We start from the raw sequence: 15,085 nt of genomic DNA, 5'->3' as shown, positions 1-15,085 counted from the left end.
CCATCGGCCCCGTCGGGCCGGTTCACTGTCGGTAGCGGTGAGAAAAGCCCCGAGACGCGTGCCGATGCCGGGGAATGAACCCGACATGCGAAGCCGACCGCAATATGAAGGCATAGTGGGTCTGGGAGCGCAAAGGTTAACCATATACTTTGCGACCCGCCGTGTCCAGCTGATTCTTGATTTGTTCGCCGGACTCAGGTATAACCCAGCTTCCGGATGCCGCGGCGCACGTCGCGCACGCGCAAACCCGCTGATCAGGCCCCTATGCTGACCCCATCGACGAGGAGGTCCGAGTGAGCCCGAACACCCCCGACCGACCGGACGCGGCAGCGCCCGCGGCACCGGCCGAGGAGCCGATCGACGCGCCGACGCCGCGAGCGACGCCTGCGGCGAAGACCCTTCGGGGCTACCGCCGAACGGCGATCGTGGTGCTCGTGGCCTCGCTGTCGATCACGGCCGTCGTGGGCATCGTGACGCTCCTGAGCGGCGACTTCGGCGAGGTGCAGGGCCGGGTGCTCGGCACGACGCTCCTCATCGCGGGCGCGAGCATCCTCGCCCTCTGCCACCTCACCGTCCTCGCACGCCCCGTCCGCGTCGTCGGCTTCGTCGGACTCGCGGCGAGCGCGGTCGTGCTCGTCATCGGCCTGGTGCTCATCTGGACCCCCTGGTACGACAACGGCGGCGGATGGCCCGCCGAGCTCTGGCGATGGTTCGGCATCACGTCGATCGTCGCGGTGAGCCTCGCGCATGCGAACCTGCTCCTGCAGCTCTCGGGCCGGCGTCGCCGAGCCGTCCGCGTCTCCCTCTGGATCACGCTCGCGGCGATCGCGGTCGTCGCGGTGATGCTGGTGATCCCGCTGCTGACCGACTGGAATGTCCCGGGCGACGAGGGCGAGACGTACTGGCGGTGGTTCGGCGTGATCGCGATCGTCGACGCGCTCGGCACCATCGTGCTCCCGGTGGTCGCCCTCCTCATCCGCGAGCAGCCCGCGACGGCGACGGTGCTCGAGGCCGCGCCTGCTGCGACGGACGGCCCGGCCGCGGCATCCGCCCCCGACGCGCTCGAACAGCGCATCGCCGAGCTGGCCGCACGCACCGGACTCGAGCGTGCGGCGCTGATCGGCGCCGCCCTCGACGCATTCGAGGCGCGCATCGACCCCGACCGCGGCTGAAGCCGCCGCCGCCCGCCGGTGCGTGGGACGATGCCTGCATGACCCGCATCGAGTTCGAGGCCGACGTGTTCAGCCCGCACGGGTTGACCCTGCTCGTCGACGGCTCCGCGCAGTCGCACGTCGACCTCTCAGACCCCACCAGGCTGTTCTTCGAGTACCTCCGGCGCATCGGCCACGTCGTCGACGCGATCGCGCTGCCCGGCGCGCCGATCGCCGTGCTGCACCTCGGCGGCGGGGCGCTCACGCTCCCCCGCTACATCGACGCGATGCGCCCGGGCTCGGTGCAGATCGTCGTCGACCACGACGCCGAGCTCATCGAGGTCGTGCGGGCGAAGGCGCCCTGGCCGGCATCGGGGATCGAGGTGCGCATCGCCGACGCGGCGGATGCCGTGCGCGAAGCGAGCGACCGTGGCGAGCGGTACGACCTCGTCGTCATCGACGTGTACACGCACCTCGACGCGCCGGCGTTCGTCGACGACCACGGCTTCCTCGCCTCCTGCCTCGGCCTGCTGCGCGAGGGCGGGGTCGTCGCGGTCAACATCGCGGATGCCGCGGGGCTCGCGAGGCTGCGGACCTCGGCGCGTGCGTTCGCCAGGGCCGATCCGGGCGCCGCGCTCGTCGTGGCGGGCGACGCTCACGTGGTCGACGGCAGCGAGGAGGGCAACACGGTGCTCGTCGCGGCATCCGGGCCGATGCCCGCGTCGGTCGTCGCCCGGCTCGAGGCGGGCGGGCCCTTCCCCGCCACCGTCCTGGCCGGCGCCGACCTCGACTTCGCGCTCTGGGGCGCCTGCTGAACGCCTGACCGCTCCGGCGCGGGAACGACCCGACGGGCGCGGGGTAGCGTGGCCACGTGCCCGAAGACCTCTCGCCAGAACGCCGCCTCTCGATCAGCGGCCACCTCGCCCGGCTCGAGGAGTCGCGCCAGGTGCCGGGTTCGTGGACCCTGATCGTCGACGGCACGCCCCAGTCGCACGTCGAGCTCGACCGCCCAGACTGGCTCGGCTTCGAGTACGTGCGGCGCATCGGCCACGCGATCGACCTCGTGCGCCCCGAAGGCGAGGCGATCACCGCGCTGCACCTCGGCGGCGGCGCGCTCACCCTCCCCCGGTACGTCGCGGCGACCCGGCCGGGCTCGCGCCAGCAGGTCGTCGAGCTCGAGTCCGACCTGGTCGACCTCGTGCGCGAGTACCTGCCGCTTCCGCGCGGTGCGCAGGTGCGCGTGCGCCACGGCGATGCCCGGGAGGTGCTCGCGAAGCTCCCGGCCGGCCTGGACGGCGCGGTCGACCTCGCCGTCGTCGACATCTTCTCCGGTGCACGCACGCCCGCGCACGTCACGAGCCTCGAGTTCTACGAACTGCTCGAGCGCCGGCTCGCCCCGCACGGCATCGTCGCGGCCAACGTCGCCGACGGTGCGGGGCTCGCGTTCGCCAGGGCGCAGGCGGCGACGCTGTCGCAACTGTTCGAACACGTCGCGATCGCGGCCGACGCGTCGATGCTGAAGGGTCGCCGGTTCGGCAACGTCGTCATGTACGCGTCGCACGCGGAGCTGCCGTTCGCGGGCCTGCCGCGACGCCTCGCGAGCGATCCGGCCCCCGCGCGCCTCGTCGAGGGCGAGGAGCTGCGCCGCTTCATCGCCGGGGCGCCCGCGGTCACCGACGCGACCGCGGTGCCCTCGCCGCCACCCGCCCGGTCGGTGTTCCTCAAGCGCTGACGCGCCGGCCGCCGGCATCCGCTCCCAGGTCTCCGGTCGAGCGGATGCCGCGCCTCACGCGTGCCGGAACCGCACTGCCTGCCCCGGCCGCACCTGCGCGAGCGCGTCGAGCGAGGCCGACGCGACGATCGCGATGACGGGGTACCCGCCGGTGACCGGGCGGTCGGCGAGCAGGATCGTCGGCAGGCCGTCGCCCGCGACCTGCATCGATCCGGGCACGGTCGCCTCGCTCGGCAGCTCGCCGGGCACTCGGCGTTCGAGCGGGTCGCCGAGCAGGCGCGCGCCGATGCGGTCGGCCTGCTCCGAGAGGCGCCAGGCGCCGTCGAAGAGGCGGGCGTGCGCGGCATCCGTGAACCAGTCGGCGCGCGGGCCCGGCAGCAGGCCCAGCGTCACGACGCCCTCGCGCGGCGGGAACGCGGCCTCCTGATCGAGCAGGGGGACGGATGCCGCGGGCTCGGCGCCGATGCGCAGCGCATCGCCCGCCTGCACGGGCGCCGGTCCGAGCCCGGCGAGCGTGTCGCGCGACCGCGAGCCGAGCACGGGGGCGGCGTCGAAGCCGCCGCGCACGGCGAGCACGTATCGGACGCCGCGCGTCGCGATCCCGAGTTCGAGCACCGAGCCGGGCCGCGCACGGACGGCCGTGTAGGGCGCGATGCGGCGCCCGTCGAGGCGCAGCTCGCCCCATGCGCCCGCGACCGCGAACCACGTCTCCGCGTCGAAGCGGGCGCGGAGGCCGCCCATGACGACCTCGAGCCCGGCCGACGACGCGGGGTTGCCGACGAGACGGTTCGCGAGGGCGAGGGCGCCGCGGTCGAGGGCACCCGACGACGAGACGCCGAGGTGCGCGAGGCCGGGTCGGCCCAGGTCCTCGAGCAGGGCGAGGGCTCCCGGCTGCTCGACGGTGAGCGTGGGCGCGACCATCAGGCTGACTCGAACCTGACCCGGCGGCCGGGCGCGAGCGCGGCCGGATCGTCGGATGCCGGGTTCCACAGCGTCGCGTCGGTGCGCCCGAGCAGCCGCCAGCCGCCTGGGCTCTGCCGGGGGTAGACGCCGCCGAACGCTCCGGCGACGGCCACGGACCCCGCGGGCACGCGCGCCCGCGGCGCCTCGAGGCGCGGAACCTCGAACGGCCACGCGTCGCTCACGAGGTACCCGAATCCGGGGGCGAAGCCGCCGAACGCGACCCTCCACTCGATGCCCGAATGCTGTGCGACGAGCGCTTCGATCGAGACGTCGAGGAGCGCCGCCGTGCTCGCGAGGTCGTCGCCGTCGTAGGACACGGGGATGTGCACGACCTCGGCGTGCGCGCCGGCGAGCCGGGAACCCGCCTCGGCGGGGATGCGGCGCACCCAGGTCGCCGCGGACTCGAGCGGCATGCGCTCTGGGTCGACCGCGACGAGCAGCGTGCGAGCGGCGGGCACGAGCTCGACGACGCCGGCGGGCCGCGCCTCTTCGAGCGCGTCGTGCAGGGCGAGCACCTCGTCGAGCGAGTCGCACTCCACGAGCAGCGCCGCCTCGCCGCTCGGCAGCAGGCGCCGGGTCATGCGAAGGCCTCGATCGCGACTCCGGCGCCCTCGAGGGCCGAGCGCACCGCTCGAGCGATCGCCACCGAGCCCGGGGTGTCGCCGTGCAGGCACAGCGAGTCGGGCGCGAGCTCGACCCGGCTGCCGTCGTCGGCGCGGATGCCTCCGGTCTCGACGAGCTCGAGCGCGCGTTCCGCGGCGGCCGCGGGGTCGTCGATCACGGCTCCGGGTTCGCCGCGCGGCACGAGCGAGCCGTCGGCGGCGTAGCCCCGGTCGACGAAGGCCTCTCGCGCGAACCGCAGCCCCGCGGCATCCGTCGCCCGTTCGATCTCGCTCGTCGGCGGGCCGAGCACGGGCAGCGTCGGGTCGTACGCCGCGACCGCCTCGGCGAACGCGCGGGCGGCCGCCGCGTCGGACGCGAGCCGGTGGTACAGCGCACCGTGCGCCTTCACGTACCGCACCCGGATGCCCGAGGCCCTGGCGACGCCGTCGAGCGCCCCGAGCTGCACGAGCAGCTCGGCCGCGATCTCGGCTGGGCTCGTGTCGAGCGCACGGCGACCGAACCCGGCGAGGTCCCGGTAGCCCGGATGCGCGCCGAGCGTCACGCCCTCGCGCGCGGCCGACGCGGTGCTGCGCGCCATCGTGAGCGCGTCGCCCGCATGGAACCCGCAAGCCACGTTCGCGCTCGTGACCACGCGGAACATCGCGTCGTCGTCGCCGACGCGCCATGCCCCGAAGCTCTCGCCGAGGTCGCTGTTCAGGTCGATCGTCGGCTGCATGCGATCCATTCTGCCGGTTCCGTTCTCCCGGAGCGCGGCACAGACTAGGGGTATGCGTACCAGGGCGGGCGGTCGCGTGGCCGGCAGCGGGGCGACGAACGTGTTCGCGCCCGCGGCGGCACTCGCCCTCGCAGCGGCACTCGCCCTCGCGTCGTGCTCCGCGCCGGCGTCGCGGACTGCGCCCCCGTCGAGCCCGCCCGGCACGCCGACCCCGTCGCCGTCGGCGACCGGACCGGCGCCCACGCCCACGCCCACCCCGCAGGCGGCGCCGGTCGTGATGGTGCCGACCGGCGTCGTCGAGACCATGGCCGAAGGACTGCAGGCACCCTGGTCGATCCTGCGCCTGCCGGACGGGGGAACGCTCGTGAGCGAACGCGACACCGCGCGGATCGTCGAGGTGAACGCCGACGGATCCCTGCGGGTCGCCGCGACCGTCCCCGACGTCGTCACCGGCGCCGAGGGCGGGCTGCTCGGCCTCGCGCACCTGCCGGCCGGGCGCGGTGCGCCCGCCTACGTCTACGCATACCTCACCGCGGCATCCGAGAACCGCATCGTGCGGATGCCGCTGTCGGGCGCACCCGGCTCGTACGCGCTCGGCGCGCCGACGACCGTGCTCGCCGGCATCCCGCGCGGAGACGCGAACCACCAGGGCGGGCGCATCGCGTTCGGGCCCGACGGATTCCTCTACGCGACCGTCGGCGACGGCGGACGCCGCGACCCGGCGCAGGACCCCGCCTCGCTCGCGGGCAAGATCCTGCGCATGACCTCCGAGGGGAAGCCGGCGCCGGGCAATCCGTTCGGCTCGCTCGTCTACTCGATGGGGCACCGCAACCCGCAGGGCCTCGCGTGGGATGCGACCGGCGCCATGTGGGCGGCCGAGTTCGGCCAGAACACGTGGGACGAGCTGAACCGCATCACCCCCGGCGCGAACTACGGCTGGCCGGTCGTCGAGGGGCGGGGCGGCGTCGCAGGATACGTCGACCCCGTGCTGCAGTGGCCGACCTCGGAGGCGAGCCCGAGCGGGCTCGCGGTCGTCGGCGACACGCTGTTCCTCGCGGCGCTCCGCGGCGAACGACTGCTCGTCGCAGCGCCGGCGTCGAGCGGCCTGCTGCCGTCCACCTCATGGTTCGTCGGCGAGTTCGGCCGGATCCGCGACGTGGCACCCGGGCCCGACGGCGAGCTCTGGATGCTCACGAACAACACCGACGGCCGCGGGTCGCCGGGCACGGGCGACGACCGGCTGCTCCGCGTGCGGCTCGCGCCGGCCGGCTGAGGCCGACGCACGGCGTGCATGGCACGGGCGGGCGGGCGGAACGGACTCGAACCGCGCCGGACGCAGGCGCCCGGAACCTGCCGCTCGCGCGTCATCCGGGACTATTCTCTGACTCATGGCGGATCTCGAACGGGTGCGACGGTGGGCCGACGCGCTCATCGTGCTGCACCTCGACGAGCAGGTCTGGAGCTTCGGCTTCGACAATGCCAAGAAGCGCGCCGGGCTCTGCAACTACACCTCGAAGCGCATCTCGGTGTCGCGCTACCTCGCCGCCAGGTACGACGACGACGAGATCCACCAGATCCTGCTGCACGAGGTCGCGCACGCCATGGCCGGACCCCGTGCCGGACACGGTCCGAAGTGGCGCCGCACCGCGGCGGAGATCGGCTACGTCGGGCGCCGCACGCACGACGGCGAGGTCGCGCACGAGCTCGCACCGTGGGTCGGGCGATGCCCGGCGGGCCACGAGCACTTCCGCTACCGCGCACCGACGCGGCCGCTCAGCTGCGGGGTCTGCCACCGCGGATTCGACCGCGCCAACCTCATCGTGTGGCACCGCCGCGAGATCACGGCCGCCGTGCGACGACGAGCCGCGAGCGCCGCAGCCGACTGAGCGCATACGCCGACCGGCATACGAGGTCGGGGCGACCACAAACGCTCGTGCGAACGAGAGCGGATCGCGACATCCGACGGCCGTCCGGCCCGCTAGCATTGCCGGGTGCCCGTCTCAACCGTGTCGATCCCCGTCGGACAATGGCTCGTCTCCCTCGAGGGCGTGCGCTGGTGGTTCGACTCCGGGTCGTTCGCACTCGACTTCGCCGTGACCGGCGCGCTCGGCGAACCGGCCGGCGCATCGGGCACCTCGAACCCGACGGCCAACGGCGCGCCGGCGAACGAGCGGCTGCACGCACCCGACGACCTGACCGGGTGGCTGCGCGAGCGCTTCCCGGTGGCCGTCGGGTCGGCGCGCTCGCGCGACCTGTTCGACGCGGTGTCGCTGCGCGACGCGATCGTGCGCATGGCCCGCGCGGCCGCGCACGGCGAGGAGTTGCGGGGCTCCGACGTCGACGTCGTCAACCTCTATGCGGCCACCCCCGACATCCCGCCGTCGCTCGGAGGGGGCACCCGTCAGGCCGGCCGCTCGGTGCACACCGTGCCGCAGGCGCTCGCGACGATCGCGCGCGACGCCGTCGACGTGTTCTCGGCCGAGAACGCCGGCCGTCTCCGCGAATGCGACGGCCCCGACTGCCACATGATCTACCTCGACACCTCGCGCGCCGCCACCCGTCGCTGGTGCTCGATGCAGCGCTGCGGCAACCGCGCGAAGGTGCGCGCGCACCGTGCCCGCAAGGCGAGCGCGAACGGACGCGTCGAGCTCGACCAGACCGCGGCCTGACACCGGCCGGTCCGTCGCGGGCCGGTACGTTGCTGGCCAGTCCGCTCACGGGCCGGTGCGGTCGCCGTTGTCGCTGCTCGGCGGTCCGGTCGGGGTCTACGGCCCGAACACGCCGTCGCGCAGCACCGGCACGACGTCGGTCACGTCGCGCTGCGTCGCCTGACGCACCTCGTCACGGCGCCCGTCGGCGGTGAGCCCGGCCCCGGTTCCCGCAGCTCCGATGAGGTGCACGGCGGCGTGCCGCAGGCCCTCGAACGCGGCGCACGCGACCGCGGCCTCTGGCGAGGTGTGGTCGATGCCGAGCCGGACGAGGGCGTCGATGACCGCACCCGCCGTGAGCTGGTCCTCGATCGCGAAGCGGATGCCGGCGGCGGGCGCCCCATCGGACCGCTCCCCCGGCTCGGCGGCTCGCTCGCCCGCTCGTTCGCCCGCAGCCACGACGGCGACGAACAGGCGTTCGCCGCGCGCCTCCTGCAGTGCGAGGATGCGGCGGGCGACCGCCTCGCGGTTGCGAAGCGACGCGGCGAGCACGACGACGTCGTGGGCGCCGAGTTCCCGGGCGAGTTCGGCCGTCTCGGTGGCGGCGACATCCGGTGCCGCGCCGTCGGCGATCGGGAGCGAGCCGCCGTGTTCGGCGGCGAGCACGGCCTGCGTGGTGACGAGCAGCGCGTCGACGAGCACGACGACGTGCGCGCCCGGAAGCAGGCGCGCGGCGCCGTCGCGGCCCCAGTCGAACCGGACCTGGTACTTCGCCTGCCCGAGGGCGTTCGTCGAATCGCTCACCGCGACAGGCTAGCGCCGTCGGGTGCCGGTCTCGAACCCGCGTGGGAGTTCGTGACGCCGTACGGCAGGCGGGGTGGGTCAGCCCTGCATGGCGTCGTACGCGGCGAGCGCCTCGGCGTCGCTCGCACGAGAGGTCGCGCGACGCGCGGCGTCGAGTGCCGCGACCGGGTCGGGTTCCCGACGGGCGATCGCGAGCTGGCGTTCGGCCTCCGCGAGGCGCGTGCGCGCGTCTGCGCCGACGCGAGTTCCGCCGTGGGCGATCGCCGCGTCGGCCGCACGGAGCTGGCTCTCGGCGATCGCGAGGGCGCCGCCGAGTGCACGGGTGGCCCCGTCGAGCCTCGACTGCGCCGCCCGCGCCGCGGCCCGGGCCGCATCGAGTCGATCATGGGCGATGCGGAGTCGGTCGCGCGCTGCGAACGGGTCCGCCGCGCGTTGTGCACGGGAGGCGAGCGCGGCGTTCGCCTCCGCGATCGCGGTCGCGAGGGCGTCGCCCGCGCCGGCGTCGATCGGCGACCGGGCGGCGGCGCGTGGCGTCCCGCCGGGGCCGGCGCCCTCGGCCGCCCCACTCCCCCGCGCGGCATCTCGACCGGCGGCGTCGCGACCGGCGGCATCTCGCACGGCCCCGTCCCGCTCGGCGCGCGCGGCCGACGCCTCCAGTTCGAGGCGTCGCGCGAGTTCGGACTCCGCCTCGGTCGCTGCCGCGAGCTCGGCCTCGACGGCGTCGACCGCGCCGAGCGCCCGCTCGGCCCGGTCGAGGGCCTCGGCGGCTCCGGCGCTCGCGGCGGCGGCCGGTCGGGCTCCGGCGATCGCCGCGGCGGCCTCGGCCAGGCGCTCGTCGGCTGCGGCGAGCGCGAGATCCGCCCGCTGGAGGTCGCCGTACGCGCCGCCGAGTGCCGAGCGCGCATACCTCCGTGCGAGACGTTCGAGGGTCCCGGCCGCCTCGCGCCTGCGCATGGCGAGTTCGCGTGCCCGAGCCTGCATCGCCGGACCCTCGACGCTCGCGCCGTGCTCGGCGCGACGCCGTGCGGCGAGCGCGGCATCCGCTTCGTCGAGGGTGCGCAGCGCCTGCCGGCAGAGGTCGACGATGCGAGCGCTCCACGTTCGGCGCTCGGCCGCCGTGTCCGGATCGGCGTCGTCGAGGCGCTGCTGCAGCAGGAACGCCTCACGCAGCCACCGCTGCGCGGAATCCACGGCAGCGCGCACCGTGCGCGCGGTCGGCTCGTCGAACTGGGCCTCGGCGTAGGCGACCTCGGCGAGTCCGTCGCGCACTGCGGTGTCAGCCTGCACGATGAGCGACTTCGCCTCGATCTCGAGCGGGCGCGACGCGGCGAGCGCGGCCTGCTCGCGCTGGTGCCCGAGCCTCCGGAAGCCGAGCACGGCCCCGACGAGGGCAGCGACGGCGACCCCGGCCACCACGAGCGAGGGCACCCACCAGAGTCCGTCGGACATGCGCCGGAGTCTAGGCGGTGCAGTTGCGAACACCCCGGTCCCGAAATTCAGGAGGAGTCGGCCTCCGGGCTCTCCACACGACGCCCGAGTCCGGGATCTCCTGATTTTCGCGCGGCAGCGTCGCGCCGGCATGTCGGACGCACCCGTCAGGCCGCACACGGCGACCAGCACGCCGGGAATGCGGCGAAGTTGCTTGGCTGCGGCATCCGTCGGTCCTAGTGTCGGCTCATGCGGGTCATGTTGAAGCTCGAGCTCGACTGCACGCCGGATGCCGCGTGGCGGGCGCTCCACAGTCCCGCCGTGCTGCGCGAGGTCGTGGCGCCCTGGCTCGACTTCGCGTCGCTCGAACCCGGCGGACTGCCGACGGCGTGGTCCGAGGGGCGGCATCGCCTGCAGCCGCTCGCCTTCGGCCTCCTGCCCGTCGGGGAGGAGGTCGTCGACCTCAGCCATCCCGGAGGCCTGCCTCCCGGCGTGCGCATGCTGCGCGACGGCGGTGGCGCGCTCACCGGCCCGTTCGCGATGTTCGACCGATGGGACCACCGCATGGCCGTCTCCGCCCTGCCCGACGGCCGCACGCTCTACCGCGACCGGCTGCGCTTCGACGCGGGCACCCTCGGCGCGCTCGCGTGGTATCCGACCTGGGCGTTCTGGCAGTGGCGCGGTGCCCGCCTGCGACGACTCGCACCGACGTGGGCGTTCGACCCGCCGGGCACGGCGGATGCCGGAGCGGATGCCGCGGCGGCCCGCCCGACTGCAGACGGGCCGCCCGCGGCATCCGCTCGCCCTGAAGGGAGCACCGCATGACCAGCTCGAACCCGTCGCTCCAGCTCGCCGACTGGCGACGGCGCGTGTCCGGCCTGTACGCAGGCGTGCGTCAGCTCAGCGCGCACGACCCTGCTGCAGGGCACGAGCTGTGGAAGTCCGGCCGCGACGAGCTCTTCGCGGGCCACCCCCAGTCGCCGCTGCTGCCCGACGACCGGGCCTCCTTCACGGGCCTCACGATCGCGCGCTACGACCCCGACTGGCGCTTCGAGCTCGAGGTGCGCCGCCCCGAGGAGCCGCAGAGGCTCGTCGTCGAGAGCGCGACCGACGGCAAGATCCGATTCTCGCTCGTGGGCACCGTGCGCGTGCCCTACCTCGGCACGCTCGACGTCTGGCGGCTCACGCAGTACGCGGGCGGGCTGTTCCTGCCCGTGAAGGACCGGCTCGCGGGTGCGCCGGGCGGCACGTACGGCGGCGGGCGCTACCTGCTCGACACGATCAAGGGCGCCGATCTCGGACCCGGCGCCGGGCTCGACACGCTCATCGTCGACTTCAACTTCGCCTACAACCCGTCGTGCGCCTACGATCCCTCGTGGTCGTGCCCGCTCGCGCAGCCGGGCAACACCCTGCGCGAGGAGGTGCCGGTCGGCGAGCGCCTGCCGCGCTGAGCCCCGCGGCACCGGACTCACAGCCGCCGCCCCGCGGCATCCGCTATGCTGATGGACGGTGTGCGCGACGAACGCGCCGCCTGCGTCGTAGAAACGCTTTCCGGGCCGACTCCTCACCGAGCGCCCGTTGACTCTCATACGGCGAACGGATGCGCCGACCGGCGCCTTCGCCACTCCCACCGCCGGGCCGAGACCGCCGCACCGCGCAACGCAGCTTGCGAACGCCGTGCAGCGGCATTTCCCCGTGCGGTGCGCCCTGCCCCGAAAGGCACCCATGACAGACACCACCTTCGCAAACCTCGGCGTTCCCGCGCCGATCGTCGCGAGCCTCGCCGCCGACGGCAAGACCAGCCCGTTCCCGATCCAGGTCGACACCCTGCCCGACACGCTCGCCGGACGCGACGTGCTCGGCCGCGGCAAGACCGGCTCGGGCAAGACCCTCGCATTCTCGATCCCGATGGCCGCGCGCCTCGGCGGCGAGCTCTCCGGCGGTCGTCGTCGCCCGGGCCGCCCCCTCGGCCTCGTGCTCGCCCCCACGCGCGAGCTCGCCACCCAGATCGACGCCGTGCTCGCCCCGCTCGCCAAGGCGTACGGCATGACCACCACCACGATCTTCGGCGGCATCAACCAGAAGCGCCAGGTCGACGCCCTGCGCGCCGGCGTCGACATCGTCGTGGCCTGCCCCGGCCGCCTCGAGGACCTCATGAAGCAGGGCCACGTGACCCTCGACGCCGTCGAGATCACCGTGCTCGACGAGGCCGACCACATGGCCGACCTCGGGTTCCTGCCCGTCGTCACGCGCATCATGGACAAGACCCCCCAGTCCGGCCAGCGTCTGCTCTTCTCGGCGACGCTCGACAACGGCGTCGACAAGCTCGTCAAGCGCTTCCTCCACAACGAGGTGCTGCACTCGGTCGACGAGGCCACCTCGCACGTCGCCGCCATGACCCACCACGTGTTCGAGGTCGACGACGTCGACGCGAAGAACGACCTCATCACGGCCCTCGCCTCGGGCACCGGCCGCCGCATCCTCTTCATGCGCACCAAGCACCACGCCAAGAAGCTCGCGAAGAAGCTCACCGAGCAGGGCATCCCCGCGGTCGACCTGCACGGCAACCTCTCGCAGCCGCAGCGCGACCGCAACCTCGCCGCATTCGCCGACGGCTCGGCCAAGGTCCTCGTGGCGACGGATGTCGCGGCTCGCGGCGTGCACGTCGACAACGTCGAGCTCGTGATCCACGTCGACCCGCCCATGGAGCACAAGGCGTACCTGCACCGCTCGGGCCGCACGGCCCGCGCCGGCAGCGAGGGCGACGTCGTCACCATCTGCCTCCCCTCGCAGAAGCAGGACCTCAAGACCCTGCTGCGCAAGGCCGCGATCCAGGTCGTGCCCGAGCGCGTGACCGCGAAGTCGCCGCAGGTCGTCGCGCTCATCGGCGAGGTCGCCGCGTACGTCAAGCCCCTGCCCCGCGCTGCCGTGCAGCAGCAGGGCGGCGGCGGTCGCTCGCAGGGCGCGAACGCGCAGCGCAAGCGCGCGGTTCGCGACGGCGCTCCCCAGTCGGGCGAGGCCCGCACCGAGGGCGGCGGACGCCGTCGTCGCGGACGCGGCAACGGCGGCGCCGGTTCTTCGGACGTCGCTCCCGGCGCTCCGCGGCGCGACCGGTCCGGCCGCCCCGCCGAGGCCAAGGCGAACGCCCCCAAGCAGAGCTCGGGCCACAGCCGTGGCGCGCAGACCACGGGCGCGCAGCGCGGAGCATCCGGTCGCCCCGCGAAGCAGCCGCTCCGCGTCGGCAGCCTCGTGAACCAGAACGCACGCACGAACCGTCGCGCGCAGGGCTGACGCCCGCTTCCAGACGGCCCCGACGAGCACCCGCTCGTCGGGGCCGTTCTCGTCGTTCGCCGGGCCCCGTGACTGTCACCGATGTACAACGATCGGGAGGCACGATCGCCTCGATTTGTCGCTGGCCGCACCCTGGCTTAGCCTCTGGGTATGAGCACCGAAGTCGTTGCCGAAGCCCTTGTGATCCGTCCGGTCCGCGATTCCGACGCCGAAGCGCTGGGGCGCGTGCATGCCCAGTGCTGGCACGAAGACTACGACCAGCTGGTCGACCAGGCCACCCTCGCGAACCTCTCGCCCCGCCGCATGGCCGAGCTATGGGCCCACCGCCTCGGGTCGAACGAGGACCACACGTACTTCGCCGCCCTCGTCGACGGCGAGATCGTCGGGTTCGCCGGTGCCGGGCCCGCTCGCGACGACGACGCCCCCCGCGAGCACGAGCTGTTCTTCATCCACCTGCTCGACTCCCACCACGGCCACGGCATCGGGCAGAAGCTCTTCGACGCCACCGTCGGCGACGACGCCGTCACCCTCTGGGTGCCCTCGGCCAACACGCACGCCATCGGGTTCTACGAGCGCAACGGCTTCACGGCCGACGGCGCGTCGCACGACGAGCCGTTCCTCGGCGAGACGATCCACGAGATCCGGATGGTGCGCTGACGCGAACCAGGGAGCGGGCACGGCCGACCACGGGTCGTGCACCGCTACTCTGACGGGATGCCCATTCCCGTCATCCTCGACGTCGACACCGGGGTCGACGACGCCCTCGCCCTGCTGGTCGCGGCACGCCATCCCGGTCTCGACCTGCTCGGCGTGAGCTGCGTCGCCGGCAACGTCTCGCTCGACCGCGTCGTCGAGAACACCCTGCGCGTGCTCGCCGCCGCCGGACGCACCGACGTGCCGGTGGCCGCCGGCGCACGACGCCCGCTCATCGAGGCGCCTCGCGCGGCGACCGTGCACGGCATCGACGGGCTCGGCGGAGTCGCGCTCGAACCCTCCCCGCGCCGAGTCGAACCCGACCACGCCGTGGAGTTCCTGCGCCGCACGATCCTCGCGTCGCCCGACCGCATCACGCTCGTCGCCCTCGCGCCGCAGACCAACCTCGCGCTGCTGCTCCGCACGCATCCCGAGGTCGTCGATCGCATCGAGCGCATCGTCTTCATGGGCGGATCGGCTTCGGTCGGCAACGCGACGGCCGTCGCCGAGTTCAACGTGTGGCACGACCCCGAGGCGGCGGCGATCGTGCTCGACTCCGGCGTGCCGACCTACATGTACGGCCTCGACGTCTTCAACGCGGTCGCCGTGGCGCAGGACCACGCGGCATGCCTCGCGTCGGGCGACGACCCGCTGGGCCGCGTCGTCGGGGCACTGCTCGGCAACCGCGTCTCGAGCGCCCACGGCGGCGAGCCCGAGTACAGCGGGCTCATCGGCGACGCCGGTGCGGTGTGCTCCCTCGTCGACCCCGGCGCGCTCGGCACCCGGCTCCTGCCGGTGCACGTCGAGCTCGCCGGGTACGCACGCGGGCAGACCTTGGTCGACCTGCGCACACGTCCGGGCGAGGACCTCGTGCACGGCCTCGCCGTCGAGTGGACGCCCGTCGAGGTCGCGCTCACGGTCGACGCGCCTCGGCTCGTGCGCGTGTTCCTCGAGTCGATCGGGCTTCCCGCAGCGCCGTAGCCCGTTCCGCGACATCCGGGACCTCGCGCCCTGCCGGTGCGGCGCGCGCGAGGCA

At 74.1% G+C, this 15,085-nt stretch carries 16 protein-coding genes; 11 read left to right on the top strand and 5 right to left on the bottom strand.

From position 1 onward, the window contains the following. The first annotated feature begins 293 nt into the window (after positions 1 to 293). The 3 genes from BM342_RS15270 to BM342_RS15260 are packed head-to-tail and all read left to right on the top strand — an operon-like array spanning position 294 to position 2,883. The gene (locus tag BM342_RS15270) at positions 294 to 1,172 is read left to right on the top strand and encodes a hypothetical protein (RefSeq protein ID WP_092967676.1); all 879 of its coding nucleotides are present in this window, start codon (positions 294 to 296) and stop codon (positions 1,170 to 1,172) included. A 38-nt stretch (positions 1,173 to 1,210) separates the two neighbouring features. Further along, on the top strand, positions 1,211 to 1,966 hold the full coding sequence (locus BM342_RS15265; RefSeq protein ID WP_092967674.1) for a spermidine synthase: 756 nt from the start codon (positions 1,211 to 1,213) through the stop codon (positions 1,964 to 1,966). Positions 1,967 to 2,022: 56 nt separating this feature from the next. Continuing rightward, positions 2,023 to 2,883 (top strand): spermidine synthase, encoded by an 861-nt coding sequence (locus BM342_RS15260; RefSeq protein ID WP_092967672.1) that lies wholly within the window; start codon positions 2,023 to 2,025, stop codon positions 2,881 to 2,883. A 54-nt stretch (positions 2,884 to 2,937) separates the two neighbouring features. On the opposite strand, the gene BM342_RS15255 is transcribed toward BM342_RS15260, so the two are convergent. From BM342_RS15255 to BM342_RS15245, 3 genes are read right to left on the bottom strand one after another with little or no spacing between them, the layout of a single operon-like run. After that, positions 2,938 to 3,804, bottom strand: coding sequence for a 5-oxoprolinase subunit C family protein (locus BM342_RS15255; protein ID WP_092967670.1), 867 nt, complete (start codon positions 3,802 to 3,804; stop codon positions 2,938 to 2,940). Further along, complete coding sequence (locus tag BM342_RS15250; protein ID WP_092967668.1) at positions 3,804 to 4,427, bottom strand: 5-oxoprolinase subunit B family protein; 624 nt, start codon at positions 4,425 to 4,427, stop codon at positions 3,804 to 3,806. The genes BM342_RS15255 and BM342_RS15250 overlap by 1 nt, the downstream gene beginning before the upstream one ends. Continuing rightward, entirely contained in the window at positions 4,424 to 5,185 is a 762-nt protein-coding gene (locus BM342_RS15245; RefSeq protein ID WP_092968727.1) for a LamB/YcsF family protein, read from the bottom strand. Before BM342_RS15245 ends, BM342_RS15250 begins: the two co-directional genes overlap by 4 nt. A 52-nt stretch (positions 5,186 to 5,237) precedes the next feature. On the opposite strand from BM342_RS15245, the gene BM342_RS15240 reads away from it, so the two are divergent. From BM342_RS15240 to BM342_RS15230, 3 genes are all read left to right on the top strand, one after another. Then, positions 5,238 to 6,458 (top strand): PQQ-dependent sugar dehydrogenase, encoded by a 1,221-nt coding sequence (locus BM342_RS15240; RefSeq protein ID WP_092967666.1) that lies wholly within the window; start codon positions 5,238 to 5,240, stop codon positions 6,456 to 6,458. 115 nt (positions 6,459 to 6,573) lie between these two features. Then, the gene (locus BM342_RS15235; protein ID WP_092967664.1) at positions 6,574 to 7,071 is read left to right on the top strand and encodes a SprT-like domain-containing protein; all 498 of its coding nucleotides are present in this window, start codon (positions 6,574 to 6,576) and stop codon (positions 7,069 to 7,071) included. 105 nt (positions 7,072 to 7,176) lie between these two features. Beyond that, on the top strand, positions 7,177 to 7,854 hold the full coding sequence (locus BM342_RS15230; RefSeq protein ID WP_255368843.1) for a CGNR zinc finger domain-containing protein: 678 nt from the start codon (positions 7,177 to 7,179) through the stop codon (positions 7,852 to 7,854). 96 nt (positions 7,855 to 7,950) lie between these two features. Here the strand turns inward: BM342_RS15230 and BM342_RS15225 are convergent, their stop codons facing one another. Then, positions 7,951 to 8,637, bottom strand: a complete 687-nt coding sequence (locus BM342_RS15225) for a 2-phosphosulfolactate phosphatase (protein ID WP_092967662.1) — start codon at positions 8,635 to 8,637, stop codon at positions 7,951 to 7,953. Positions 8,638 to 8,715: 78 nt separating this feature from the next. Further along, entirely contained in the window at positions 8,716 to 10,086 is a 1,371-nt protein-coding gene (locus tag BM342_RS15220) for a hypothetical protein (protein ID WP_092967660.1), read from the bottom strand. A gap of 228 nt (positions 10,087 to 10,314) precedes the next feature. Here BM342_RS15220 and BM342_RS15215 point away from each other — a divergent pair, with 228 nt between their 5' ends. The 5 genes from BM342_RS15215 (at position 10,315) to BM342_RS15195 (ending at position 15,030) form a co-directional block, all read left to right on the top strand. Then, entirely contained in the window at positions 10,315 to 10,890 is a 576-nt protein-coding gene (locus tag BM342_RS15215) for a hypothetical protein (protein WP_177232219.1), read from the top strand. Then, on the top strand, positions 10,887 to 11,516 hold the full coding sequence (locus tag BM342_RS15210) for a DUF1684 domain-containing protein (protein WP_092967658.1): 630 nt from the start codon (positions 10,887 to 10,889) through the stop codon (positions 11,514 to 11,516). Before BM342_RS15215 ends, BM342_RS15210 begins: the two co-directional genes overlap by 4 nt. Before the next feature lie 274 nt (positions 11,517 to 11,790). After that, the gene (locus tag BM342_RS15205; RefSeq protein ID WP_092967656.1) at positions 11,791 to 13,356 is read left to right on the top strand and encodes a DEAD/DEAH box helicase; all 1,566 of its coding nucleotides are present in this window, start codon (positions 11,791 to 11,793) and stop codon (positions 13,354 to 13,356) included. Between the two features lie 150 nt (positions 13,357 to 13,506). Continuing rightward, the gene (locus tag BM342_RS15200) at positions 13,507 to 14,013 is read left to right on the top strand and encodes a GNAT family N-acetyltransferase (RefSeq protein ID WP_092967654.1); all 507 of its coding nucleotides are present in this window, start codon (positions 13,507 to 13,509) and stop codon (positions 14,011 to 14,013) included. Positions 14,014 to 14,070: 57 nt separating this feature from the next. Then, positions 14,071 to 15,030: a nucleoside hydrolase gene (locus tag BM342_RS15195; protein WP_092967652.1), complete on the top strand. Its 960-nt coding sequence runs from the start codon at positions 14,071 to 14,073 to the stop codon at positions 15,028 to 15,030. Positions 15,031 to 15,085: the final 55 nt, after the last annotated feature.

The sequence above is a fragment of the Agromyces sp. CF514 genome, assembly GCF_900113185.1.
Lineage (GTDB): Bacteria > Actinomycetota > Actinomycetes > Actinomycetales > Microbacteriaceae > Agromyces.
Note: the sequence above shows the minus strand (reverse complement) of the source record. Positions and strands in the feature narration are given on the sequence as shown.